General features: G+C 72.5%; 7 protein-coding genes. 3 read left to right on the forward strand and 4 right to left on the reverse strand.

The window, feature by feature from the left end; translation table 11 throughout:
- Window positions 1-9: 9 nt before the first annotated feature.
- Window positions 10-2,505, forward strand: a complete 2,496-nt coding sequence (locus tag P3T34_RS07375) for an RICIN domain-containing protein (protein ID WP_280665179.1) — start codon at window positions 10-12, stop codon at window positions 2,503-2,505.
- 127 nt (window positions 2,506-2,632) lie between these two features.
- Window positions 2,633-3,430, forward strand: a complete 798-nt coding sequence (locus tag P3T34_RS07380; protein WP_280665180.1) for a maleylpyruvate isomerase family mycothiol-dependent enzyme — start codon at window positions 2,633-2,635, stop codon at window positions 3,428-3,430.
- Between the two features lie 130 nt (window positions 3,431-3,560).
- Here the strand turns inward: P3T34_RS07380 and P3T34_RS07385 are convergent, their stop codons facing one another.
- The gene (locus P3T34_RS07385; protein ID WP_280665181.1) at window positions 3,561-3,971 is read right to left on the reverse strand and encodes a hypothetical protein; all 411 of its coding nucleotides are present in this window, start codon (window positions 3,969-3,971) and stop codon (window positions 3,561-3,563) included.
- A 463-nt stretch (window positions 3,972-4,434) separates the two neighbouring features.
- Here P3T34_RS07385 and P3T34_RS07390 point away from each other — a divergent pair, with 463 nt between their 5' ends.
- Complete coding sequence (locus P3T34_RS07390; RefSeq protein WP_280665182.1) at window positions 4,435-6,459, forward strand: tetratricopeptide repeat protein; 2,025 nt, start codon at window positions 4,435-4,437, stop codon at window positions 6,457-6,459.
- Between the two features lie 11 nt (window positions 6,460-6,470).
- On the opposite strand, the gene P3T34_RS07395 is transcribed toward P3T34_RS07390, so the two are convergent.
- Genes P3T34_RS07395 through P3T34_RS07405 form a run of 3 tightly spaced genes read right to left on the reverse strand, consistent with a single transcriptional unit; the run spans window position 6,471 to window position 12,422 of the window.
- Complete coding sequence (locus P3T34_RS07395; protein WP_280665183.1) at window positions 6,471-9,494, reverse strand: hypothetical protein; 3,024 nt, start codon at window positions 9,492-9,494, stop codon at window positions 6,471-6,473.
- Window positions 9,491-11,347 carry an HSP90 family protein gene (locus P3T34_RS07400; RefSeq protein ID WP_280665184.1) on the reverse strand — a complete coding sequence of 619 codons (1,857 nt, stop codon included), beginning with the start codon at window positions 11,345-11,347 and terminating at the stop codon, window positions 9,491-9,493. The genes P3T34_RS07395 and P3T34_RS07400 overlap by 4 nt, the downstream gene beginning before the upstream one ends.
- A 13-nt stretch (window positions 11,348-11,360) precedes the next feature.
- Window positions 11,361-12,422: a hypothetical protein gene (locus tag P3T34_RS07405; RefSeq protein ID WP_280665185.1), complete on the reverse strand. Its 1,062-nt coding sequence runs from the start codon at window positions 12,420-12,422 to the stop codon at window positions 11,361-11,363.
- Between the last annotated feature and the right edge of the window lie 99 nt (window positions 12,423-12,521).

Below are 12,521 nucleotides of genomic sequence, written 5' to 3' on the forward strand. Positions count from 1 at the left end.
GGAGAATCCGTGTTTCCCCCACCCCGCACCGCCCTGGTCGCGCTCCTCACCAGCGCGGCCCTGAGCCTGGCCGGCCTCGCCGCCGGCCCGGCGGCCGCCGCACCCGCCGGCACTTCCACCGGCGTGTCCAGCACCGGGTACGGCGTCAGCGTCGGCACGCCCGTGCCGTTCGGCAACATCTCCGACAGCCCGGCCGCGCCGTACCTCGACAAGGACGGCACCTTCCACTACCAGGAGTCCGACGCCCTCTACGGCGCCACCGACAACCGCTCCTGGAGCTTCTTCACCGGCAGCGACTTCGACTCCGCCACCGCGGACAGCTCGCTGGACAACGCGGTCAACCCCGCCAACGCCGACGACAAGAACAACGACACCACCTGGCGCTGCAACAACAGCCCCACCGGCCTGGACGCGACCTACTCGGTGGGCAACACCAGCTACGCCCAGAAGAACTACTGCGACCTGGTCGGCACCTGGGTCGACCCCGACACCGGCGACTGGTACGGCCTGGTGCACAACGAGTTCACCCCCTCGCCGTTCAACGACGGCCTGCACTACGACGCCATCGACTACGCGGTCTCCACCGACCAGGGCCACACCTGGACCATCAAGGACCACGCCATCACCTCGCCGTACAGCACCCAGCGCGGCGACACCACGCAGTTCCCCGGCCAGACCTACTACTACGGCGACGGTGACCAGCGGCTGTTCGTGGACACCGCCTCCGGCTACTTCTACGTCTTCTACGGCTCCCGCGTGATCGACAAGAGCGGTGGCTGGAAGGCCTTCTACGAGCACGCGGCGCGCGCGCCGATCGCCTCGAAGATGGCTCCCGGCTCCTGGCAGAAGTGGTACGACGGCTCCTGGTCCCAGCCCGGCCAGGGCGGCCTGGAAAGCAACATGGTGCCCGTCGACTCCTCCAACAGCACCGGCTACACCCCGCCCTCGGCCGAGTACAACCCGGCGAACACCGGGACCGCCGAGCAGCAGATCGCGGCCGGTCAGATGCCGGCCACCTCACCGCTGTTCGTCATGGACGTCACCTACGACGCCTACCTGGGCCTGTACATCGGCGAGCCGCAGGGTGTCGACCAGAGCGGCTCGGCGCCGCAGCAGTTCTACGCCACCGCCGACCTCGCCACCCAGAAGTGGTCCCTGCTCGGCGACACCGGCAGCTACCACACCGCCTCCTGGTACCGCTGGTTCCTGGACGGCGCCAACCGGACGAACAACACCGTCGTGGGCAAGACCTTCCGCTCCTACTGCGCCTGGTCCTGCGCGAACGGCTCCAACGGCGAGTACACCAGCATCACCATCGACTCCCCGTCCCCGGCCGCGCCGGTGGACACCAGCAAGACCTACCGGATCGCCAGCGCAGGCGGCCGAGTCCTCGCCCAGGCCTCCGGCGGCTCCGCCACCACTTCGCTGGCCGCGCCCACCGGATCGGCCCTGGAGGGCTGGAACTTCACAGCGAACGGCGACGGCTCCTACCAGGTCGTCAACTCCGGTACCAGGAAGCTGCTGGGCGTCGACTCCGCCCACACCGCCGGCCGCGCCTGGGGTGCCAAGCCGACTGTCACGGCGGCGGGTTCGGGCGGCCCGTCGGTGGGCCAGCAGTGGTTCCTGCTGCCCGGAAGCTCGACGGCCGGCAGCTCGACGGCGGGCGGCTTCCGCCTGGTCAACCGGTACAGCGGCCTGGTGCTCGGACTCTCCTCGGACAGCAGCCGCCTCGCCGAGACCACTCCCACCCGCAGCTGGACCGACACCACGGGCAGTGCGGTCGGCGGTGCGCGCACAGCCGCCGAGCAGACCCTCACCTTCACGCCCACCGGCACCGCGGCCGAGACCGTCACGGTGGTCAACCCGGGCAACCAGTCCAGCAAGGCCGGCAGCGCGCTCTCGCTCCAGCTGACCGGTACCGACTCGGCCGGCAAGGCGCTCACCTTCAGCGCGACCACGCTCCCGGCGGGCCTGTCGATCAGCCCCTCCGGCCTGGTCTCCGGCACACCCACCACGGCCGGGACCACGAAGGTCACGGTCACCGCCTCGTCGGGCACCGCCTCCACCTCGACCACCTTCACCTGGTCGGTCACCCCTGCCCTGAACGGCACCCACACGCTGACCATCGCGGGCCAGGCGCTGGACGACCCCAACCACTCCGTCACCGCCGGCACCCAACTCATCACCTGGGCCGCCAACGGCGGCAGCAACCAGAACTGGGTCTTCACCCAGCAGCCCGACGGCTCCTACCAGATCACCAACGGCCAGTCGGGCCTCTGCCTGGACGTCAGCGGCGGCTCCACCTCCGCCGGTGCCCAGGTCATCCAGTGGACCTGCACCGGCGGCACCAACCAGCGCTGGCTGGTGACCGCGGTGAGCGGCGGAAACACCCTCACCTCCCAGAAGAGCGGTCTGCTGCTGACCACCGCCTCCACCGCCGACGGCTCGCTGGTCACCCAGCAGGCCGACACCGGCTCGGCGCTCCAGCACTGGAGCATCAACTGACCTTGTGCAAGCTGTAGTTGAGAAGGCTGAGCGCCCCGGCGGGATTCGCTCCCGCCGGGGCGCGAGATCAGGCAGCGACTGCGAAAATCGCTGTCCTATGACCGGAGCCAGGTGATAGACATCCGGCGTGGAAAAGACTCTTGAGCTCCCTGACCTGCTGCGACTGATCGATGAACGGTCGACCGCCTTCCGCGCCGCGGTCGCCGCCGCGCCCAGTCTCGACGTACAGGTGCCGACCTGCCCCGAGTGGACACTGTTCGACCTGGTGAAGCACCTGGGTGGGGGAGACCGCTTCTGGGCCGCCATCGTCGGCGCGGGGCCTGCCGACGCTCCCCCGGCCGAGGCCACCGCTGCGCGCGCCGCCCTGGAAGTGCCGCGGGAGCGTGAGGCCCTGCTGGCCTGGCTGACCGCGTCGACGCAGCTGCTGCTGAGCGCCCTGCGGGAGGCGGGCCCGGACGCCGGCTGCTGGGCGTGGTGGAGTGCCCTGCAGACGCCGCGGACCTCCGGCGGAGTCGCCCGGCACCGGGCCCAGGAGACCGCGGCGCACACCTACGACGCCCAGCTCACCGGGGGCGCCCCGCAGCCGCTGCCGGTCGAGGTGGCACTCGACGGTGTGGAGGAGTTCCTGTTCACCGTCTGCGCGACGCCCAGCGCCTGGCCGCACAAGCCCACGGCCTTCGACTTCCACGCCGCCGAGGGCCGCTCCTGGCGCCTCACGGTCGACGGCGACGGCGCACGCACCACCCGCATCCCCGCGCCCACCGCCGCGACCGGCGAGGACTCGGACGCAGCCGGCGCCTCCGTCCATGGCACGGCCAGTGAGTTGGTCCTCTACTTGTACGACCGCATCCCGGCCGACTCCTTGCACGTTGACGGAGACGCAGGGCTGCTCGACCTGCTCCGCGCCTGGGAGCCGGAGGAGTAGGACGTAGCCGAGGGGGCCGCTCTCAACCACTCCACCTGCAGGTGTGAGCTGCCCGGCGCCGCACCCCCGTAGCGGCGCCGGGCCGGCGAAAGCGGCCCGGCGAACGCCTGCACCCAGGCGCTGCCCCGACCTACCAGGCGACCGTCACGGTAGGGCCCGTGGGGCTCAGCTTCGTGCCGCTCGCCGTCTCATTGACGGCCACGAAGCTGATCAGGCCCCCGTTGTCGAAGTCACTCGGGGGATAGGCCCAGGTGCAGGAGTTGTTCCCGAACCCGTCGTAGCCGACCGCCACGTACTTCCGCTCGGTCGGGATCGTCGAGTAGGCCCACATGTAGGGCGTGTTGCCGTCGGCCGCCGTGTCGCAGATCTGCGCAGTGGCGGTACCGCTCCACCAGCAGACCTGCACGCCCTTGGCGGACGAGCACTTGGTGGGGTTCGGGGCGCCGATGGCGTTCGCGGTGCCCGTGGACCCGACGACAGCCGCACCCGCGAACAGGACCGGTACCGCGACGGCGGCGATCCTGCGCATCCTCTTGTGCATGTTCTCTCCTAGAAGCAAGACACAGGAGTCGTTCCGACCCCTGTCGGCCCATCAGTGCGGCCGGCCCTTCCCGGGCATGGCTCCAATCAACCAGTGGGAGTCCGTGGGTGACAGGCGGTTGCGGCGGCTGTTTCCGGTGCAGAACCGGCAGTTGTGCCGGTCGGGTAGCCTGACCGGCACGCAGGCGGGCTAGCAGGGGCGGGCAGTCGTGTCATTCGGGAAACTGGTGCGGGAGACCAGGGCGGAACTCGGGCTGACCCAGGAGGAGCTGTCCGAGCGCTCGGGCGTGAGCGTCCGGGCCATCAGGGCCCTGGAGTCGGGTCGCTCCCAACCCCGGCGGGGCTCGGTGACACTGCTCAGCAGAGCGCTCCGGCTCCCGCCGGAACCGGGCGCAGCACCCGGTACAGCACCGGGCGGACCGTCCGGCCCCGCAACCGGGCAGAGCGCCGGAGCGACTCGGGCCGTGCTTTCGCCGCCGTCCCAACTCCCCCGTGACGTAGGCGACTTCGTCGGCCGTCGGGAGGAGGTGTCGGTGATCCGCGGCCTGCTCGGGCGGATGCGCACCGAGGCTCACCCGGTCACCGCACCACCGGTCGTCGCGGTCTCCGGGATGGGCGGCATCGGCAAGACCGCGCTGGTCACCCATTGTGCGCACCTGGTCCGTGCGTACTACCCGGACGGACAGCTCTTCCTCTCCCTCAAGGGCACCGAGCGGACCCCCGAAGCACCCACCGCACTACTGGCCCGGATCCTGCGCGCCCTGCAGGGCCCGACCGCCGGGATGCCGGCCGATCTGGACGAGCAGGCCGCCCTCTTCCGTTCCCTGGTCGCGGACCGGGCCCTGCTCATCGTGCTGGACGACGCACGGGACACCCCGCAGATCCGGCCCCTGCTTCCCGCGGGATCCTCCTGCGCGGTACTGGTGACGAGTCGTCAGTTCCTCGGTGGCATCGAGGGAGCCCGGCACCTGGTGCTGTCGCCGCTGCCCGCGGCCGAGGGCCGGGAACTCCTGGGGGGTGTGCGCGGCCGTACCGCCGCCGAAGCCGTCCGCCCCGCCGCGGAGACCGTCAGCGCGATCCTCGACCACTGCGGCGGGCTCCCGCTGGCCATCCGCATCATGGCCGCCCGCCTCGCCGCCCCCGGCAGCGATCCCCTCTCGATCACCCGCGGACTCGCTGACGCGGCCCGGCGCCTGGACGGTCTCGTCACCGAGGACCTGTCCGTCCGGGTCACCCTGGACACCAGCCTCGACCTGCTGCGTGCGGACCCGCTGGCCCTGCGCACCTTCCTGCTGCTCGGCGGCTGGCCCGGCTCCGACATCGTCGCCCCGGCCGCAGCCTCGGCGCTCGGGGTGTCCGACACCGCGGCGCAGGACGCCCTGAGCCGGTTGGCGGACCGGAACCTGCTCCTGGTCCGCACGGGCCCCCGCTACCACCTGCACGACCTGGTGCGCCTGTACGCCGCCGAGCACGCCGCCGCCTCCCCTCCCGAGCCGCAACAGCTGCGGGGAGCCATGGCCTGGTACCTGCGCGCGCTCGACGCGGCCATCGCCCTCGTCGCCCCCTATCTGCCACGCCCCCAGCCGACCGCCCTGCCGACCGCCCTGCCCGAACCGACCGCCCTGCCCGCCGTGTTCGAGGACCGCGCCGACGCCCTGGCCTGGTGCACCCGGGAGCACCCGAACCTGCTCGCGCTCATCCACCGGGCCGCCCAACTGGAGGACGAGCAGGACGACCGGTTCGTCTGGCAGGCCACCGTCCTGCTGATGCCCTTCTTCGAGCAGGGGATGTACTGGTCCGAGTCCATCACGGCGCACCTCACCGCCCTGGACAGCGCACGACGCTCCCTCGGCCCGGAGTGCGTCGGGCGGGTGCTGGTGGGGCTGGCCGCCGTCCACCTGCACACCGCCCGGTACGACGACACCCACCGGTACTGCGACGAGGCGCTGCAGATCTTCGAGGACCTGGACGACCAGCGCCGCATCGGAACGATGCTCGACCTCAAGGCCAGAGCCCTCGAACAGCAGGGACGACTGCTCGAGGCCGTGGCGACCCACGAACAGGCCCTCACCGCCCGGGAGAAGAGCAGCAACCCCTTCGGGATCGCCTCCACGCTCAACCACCTCGCCGGCGTCCTCCACCAGCTCGGCTCCCATGCCGAAGCCGTCACGCGCAACCAGGAGAGCCTGGCTGTCGCGCGGGAGCACGGGATGTCCTATGCCCTGCCCCCCGTGCTGCAGGGCCTCGGAAGGGCCCAACTCGGCTTGGGCGAGCACGAACAGGCACTGGCCGCCTTCACCGAGGCGGTAAGCGCCGCCCAGTCGATCGGCGACCGGATCCACGAGGCCGAGAGCCTGCGCTACCTCGGCGACACCCTGCTCGCCACCGGGCGCACCGCGCAGGGCCTCGCCCACCTTCGTTCCGCCCTGGCCCTGATGGAGGCCCTCGGCCACCGCGACGAGCCCGAACTGCGCCACCGCCTGGACTGAGCTGCCCTGTGTTACTGCAAGCCGTTCCGCAGGCGGCGCAGGGTGGATGCGGCCTCCGGCAGGCCGGCTGCGTCCGCTTCGGCGGCGGCCTTGTCCAGGCGGATCCGTGCCGCCGTGGTGCGCTCCAGCGCCCGGCCCTCCATCAGAGCGGCCATCCTCAGCGCTTCGAAGCGCGGCGGGCTCGTCGCGTGCCCCGCGCGGTCGTAGACGGCGATGGTCTGCTCGAACGCTGCCAGCGCCTCCTCCGACCGGCCCGTGGCGGCGTGCACCCGGCCGCGGATGTGCAGGCATTGCGCGAGGTCGACGTCCACGCTGCGGAACTGCTCGCGCGCGGCGTCCGGGAACTCCTCGCGCAACCGATCGGCCTCGGCCAGGTAGCCGAGCGCCTCGCCCGCAGCGTCTGCACCGCGTGCGTCGACCGCTTCGACCGCGAGGGTGCGCAGGGCATCGGTGAGGTCCGGCAGGGCCGGCGCCGCGCGGTTGGACTCGAGCGCGCGCTCCAGGGCCGCCTTCGCGCCGTCCCAGTTGCCCGCCAGCGCCAACGCGCCCGCGGCTCCGGCCGCCGCGGAGGTCAGCAGCCCCTTCTCCGGCCACCTTTCGGCGATGTCCGCCAGGTGCAGGTACTGCACCGCGGCGTCCCGAGGCTCGCCCAGCGAGAGCAGGGCGCCGGCCAGATCGGCCCGGATCTGGGCGGTCAACTGCTCGGACTGCGACGGTTCCCGGTCCGTGCCGGCTCCGTCCGCGTGCTCCGGTGCGCCGGGTCCGGCCGGTTCTGCCTGTCCGGCCGGTCCTGCCGGGTCGAGCAGCGACTCCAGGACGGCCACGCCGTCGCCGACCGAGCCCTGCGCGCACAGCGCCCGGCCCAGTTGGAGTCGGGTGCCCCGGGCGTCCAGCGCCTGGCCCTCGCGGTCCAACCGGGCCGCCGCCTCCGAGAGAGCGCGCACGGCCGTCTGGTACTGCCGGGTGCTCAGCGCCATGCCGCCGAGCATCCGGTGCAGCGGGGTCAGCTCCTCGGCGGGGAGGTCCGCCGGGGCCTGCGCAAGGGCTCGTTCGAGTTCGCCCATCGCCTCGGCGTGGCGGTCCTGCTCGCCGAGCGCCAGCGCCAGCAGCAGCCGGGCCCGAGGTATCCGCCACCGCCAGTCCTGCTCCTCGAAGATCTCGACGGCGCGGCGTGCGTTGGCCTCGCCCTCGACCGCGGCGCCGTGGGTGGACCGGAACTCGGCGAGCACCTCGTGGACCACCGCGGTCTGGGTCAAGCCGTCCTCGGCACCCCAGTCGATCAGGCCCTGCGCCTCCGTGGTGAACGTCCCGCTCCACCGGGCGTGCTGCTCCGGCCCGGTGGCGTGGCGCATGGCGTGCCGGGCGGTGAAGACGCGGCAGTGCCGCACCACCAGCTGCCGGCTCAGCAGTTCGCGGCGCTGCTCCTCGGTGTCCAGGCCGTCCGCCGGGAGCGCCTCGACGCGGGGCAGCAGCTCGTCGAGGAGCGGCCAGGCCGCCTCGGCCGCGGCTACGGCAGCGGCGTCGTCGTCCTCGCGCACTGTGGCACACCAGGCGACCCGCGCCTCGGCGGCGATCTTCCAGGCCTCCTGCCCGGCCTTCGCGTAGAGCTCCACCGCCTCGCCGAGGCGCGCGGCACAGGCGGCCCAGTCGTCGCGCTGCGCGGCGCGCTGCGCCAGCTCCGAGGCGATCTCGCCGCGGACGAACTCGTCGGCGGCCGCAGCGTCCGCGCCCTCGGCGCGCTCGATGACCGCGTCCCACAGCGCCTTCCCCCGGGGGTGGCCGCTGCGGTCCAGGCGGCGTGCCTCGGCGAGGAGTTCGGCGAAGTCCTCGGGCAGCTCCGTCGAGCCCGCGGCGGGGACGCCGGAGGACGAGGTGTCGGTCGACGGAGCATCGGTGGCCGCGGCCTCGGTGGGCCGGGCCAGGACCGAGGTCTGCACGCCCAGGTTGAGCTGTGCCACCAGCGGACGCAGGGCCAGCTGCTCCTGGCGCCGGGTGGAGACCGTGTCGTTGCCGTTGCGGGCGTCGAAGCGCGCTGCCAGCTCGCCGGCCTGCACCGCGACGTCGTCCCGCAGCGCCGCCGCGGTCCACTCCGTTCCCAGCGGTCCCGGGCACGGCAGCGCGCCGTGCCCGGTCTCGACCAGCCGCGACAGCAGCGCCTCGACGGCGGTGAGGAACTGCAGGCGGTCGGCCGGTGCGCCCATGAACCCGAACGACGCGCGGTTCTGCGCCAGCAGTTCCAGGCCGCGGGCCTCGTTGCCGGTCAGCGCACAGAACATCAGGTGCCGGCCGAGCGGGACGAGCTCGGCCTCCTGGCCGCGGACCTTGCGGTAGCCGGTGAGGTGTGCGGCACGGGCCTCGTCGAACCGCCCGAGCCGCAGCAGCGGCAGCAGGGCCAGGGCCTGGCTGCTGTGCGGCTCGTCATCGCAGGTGTGGTTGCCGTCGAAGGTCGGCTGCAGCTCCGCGAGCCCGCGCTCGTCCTCGCCGCGACGGAGGTGGTGGACGGCCCGCTGCCTGGCCTCGCAGGCCGCGCAGTCGCTGAACCCCGTGCGGCCCCGGGTCGCCCACAACTCGTAGGCCAGCTGCTCGTTCTCGCCCAACTGCGCTGCCAGGTGGTACTCCTGGGCGTGGACCGGCTGCAGGTCGTGCCCGGCGGCCTGGTAGCGGCGCCGCATCTCGGCGATCCAGCCGCGGATGGACGCCAGCGGCACGTCGGGCGTGGACAGCAGGCCGGAGGCGACCCACTTGAAGTACCAGAACAGCCGGTGGGCCTCGTGCTCGTCGAACGTCTTCTGGTCCGCGTCCCACAGCTGCAGCAGCCGGGCGAAGGCGACGGGGAACTTCACCACCTCCCCGCTGCCGTAGTAGGCGCGCATCAGCTCGACCAGGGTGGAGACGGTAACCTCGGGGTCGCCGAATCCCTCGGCGGCGTCGACGAGTTCCTCCGCGATCGCCGCGGTGGCCCGCCCCTTGGGCCGGTTCTGGTTCTCGTGCAGCGCCGCGAAGAACTCGTCGCGAGTGCTGGGTGTGGTCGTCACCGCGACTCCTCCTTGTTGGTGCCGGCCGCCTGGGCCGCGAATTCGAGCAGGCCGAGGAACGAGCGGTTGAGCAGCGCGTGGTCCGAGGGACGCAGCGGCCGCCTGGAGAGCAGCAGCGCCTGGCCGTACAACGCCTCGATCGCCGTCTCGGACAGCTGCGGGTCCGCCGTGGCCGCCAGCTCGGACAGCTTGCGGATCAGCGGGTTGAGGTAGTTGAGGATCAACTGGGCGCGCGGCGCGGACGAGTTGAGCGAACCGAGGATACCGGCCCACAGGTCGTCCGCCCCGGCGGACAGCTCCGCTCGGCGGCGCTCGTGCCGCGCCTCCCGGTTGTCCACCAGCATCGCGGGCACGCCGACGGGCTGGAAGGCGCGCAGCGTCACGTCGGTGTCGAGCCGGTCCGCGACCACGCGGGCGCGGGCCAGGAACGGCGCGGCGGCCAGCTCAGCGGCCGGGTCGACGCTGTCGAGGTGCGCGGTGACGGTCTCCGGGTCCAGGTCGGTCACGGTGGTCCCGGGCCGGACCCGCGGGAGCTGGTGCACCAGTTCGCGGTCGTAGACGTAGCCGCCGTTGACCACGCCGAGTCCGGCGGCGGCGGCGATCGGCGCGACCTGCCGGAACTCCTCCACGGTCTGGGTCACCAGCACCACCGGGTGCGCGCGGGAGAACTCGTCCAGGCTGACCGTGCCGTCCGTGGTCTCGAACGGCAGCCACGGCAGCAGCAGGGCGAGCAGTTCGTCGTCGTACCGGGCCATCGCCTTGACGGCCAGGTGGTGGACGTCCAGGAAGCGCCGCAGCAGTGCCAGGTCGGAGGCGGCCAGTTCGGTCAGCCACTGCCGCACGCGCTCGCCGATCGCGTCGCGGACGGCGGCCAGCGTCTCGTCCGCGTACAGCGCCTCGCGCGACGCGGTGGGGCGCAGACCGGTGGTGTCCACCACGCAGGCCACGAAGAAGGCCCAGTCCGGGACCAGTTCGGTGGCCTGGTCGGACAGCAGCATGCCCTTGAGGTGCACCCGGTGGCCGGATCGCCTGGTCGGGTGCGCGGGTGTCGGCAGCACGCAGGCCACGCCCTTGAGCCCGACCAGCGGGATGTCCAGGTCGATGGTGTCCAGCGGGGTGAAGTCGAAGACGGCCTTGCCGTACGCGGCCAGCGCCTCGCGGCGGGCGGCGGGCGAGCGGTACGAACGCTCCCACACCGGCGGCGTGTCGTTCACCCGGCTCACATCGCCGTGGCGGTCCACGACCTCGACCTCGTACTTCAGCAACGACCCGAAGTGCTTGGCCAGTTGCAGGACCGTGCCGGGCTCCAGCCACTCGCTGCCGTCGGCCCGCGGGCTCAGCGTGACCGTCGTTCCGGGCCGCGCGACCGAACCGGCGGGCAGCGTCCGGATGCTGTACGTGCCGTCGCTCTGGCCGCGCCACTCGACGGCGGACGCGTTCGGCTCCTTGGCGCTGCGCGAGACCACCCGGATCTCGTCGGCGACGACGAAGCAGGCGAGCAGGCCGATGCCGAACTGGCCGATGAAGTCGGCCCGTTCGGCCGCGAGGTCGAGGTCCCCTGCGGCGTTGCGCTTGGAGGAGCGGCCGATCGTGGCCAGGAAGGTGTGGACGTCGGCCTCGGTGAGCCCCACCCCGGAGTCCTCGACGGTGATGCCGCCGTCCACGCCGGTGCGGATCGTGATCCGTGCGGGGGCGGTGGGGTCGAGCAGTCGGCGCGCCGTGATCGCGTCGACGGCGTTCTGCATCAGCTCCCGCAGGTAGACCCTGGGAGAGGAGTAGAGGTGGTGGGAGAGCAGGTCGACGAGGCCGCGCAGGTCGACCTGGAACGTGTGGCCCGGCTGGTTGGTGGTCACTTGGGCTTCTCTCCTACTTCGCCGTCTTGGCCGGCTTGGCCTTCTTGCATTCCTGGCGCGCCTTGGCGAACACCTGACCGGGGTTGCCGCAGTAGGCCCAGGGAAAGCGGGTCGCGTGGTCACCGATGCGCTCGAACAGCTGCCGGGCGCTCGCCAGGTCGCCTGCCAGCCAGAACGCCAGGGCGAAGGTGTTGAGCGCGGGGTACGGCGACTCGGTGGGCGAGTAGTCCGGGTGCAGCACGGACGCGGCCGCGGCCTGCCGGAGCTCCTCGACCACCTCGGGGCTGCGCATGTAGGCGGCATCGTCCGGCGAGGGCAGGTCGAGCCAGTGCTCGATGTGTGCCTCCGCGGTCAGCATGCCTAGGCCGCTGCCGGGCGGGGCCTTCGCCAGCGACTCCCGGGCGAAGCCGTGCATCTCCTCGTGGGAGCCGCTCCACTTCGCGCACACCTGCTGGAGCAGCGCCGAGTGCAGCGCCACGTGCGTCGGCGCCCGGCGTACCCCGGCCTCGAACCGTCGCCGCGTCACGTCGTGCCCGTGCTCGAGCCCTCGGGACGCGGTGGTCAGGAAGGTCCAGGGGGCGGCGGAGTCCGGGTCCAGCTCGACGGCGGCGTACAGGTGCTCCTCGGCGCCGCGCAACCGCTCGTGGAACAGGTCGAACTGCTCCCGGCTGACCCGCGAGGCCTGCGCACGGGACCGCGCCTCCCACGCCCACGCGACGTGCCGTGCCCCGGAGACGGTCCGCGCCAGCGGGTCATCGGACCGGCTGCGCCCGATGTCCAGCAGGAGGTTGCCGGGCATGTCCTGGACGCAGGTGACCAGCGAGGTCAGCCGGGCGTGGTCCCCCCGGTCCCGGCACGGCTGCAGGACCGCGGCGACGCCGTCCCAGTCCCCGCGCGTCACCGCCGTGCGCAGCGCGGTGAGTTCCGGGTCGCCGTGGTCGTGGTCGAGCGAGACCGGCGCCGGCCCAGCGGGACGCGCGGCGGGCGAGCTCGGGGACGCACGGCGCTTCGAGGCGGCACGCAGGACCACCGCGAACGCGATCGCGGCAGGCGTCAGCAACGAGAGGTTGGACACGAGTTTCCTTCCAGCGGCCGAACAGCGCGAGATCGCTCGATCGGCAGCCGCAGATTATCTGATTGCGCCGACGAGGTGACACCGCGTTTTCCTCGCCTC

Origin of the sequence: Kitasatospora sp. MAP12-44 (genome assembly GCF_029892095.1) — a bacterium.
Taxonomy (GTDB): domain Bacteria; phylum Actinomycetota; class Actinomycetes; order Streptomycetales; family Streptomycetaceae; genus Kitasatospora.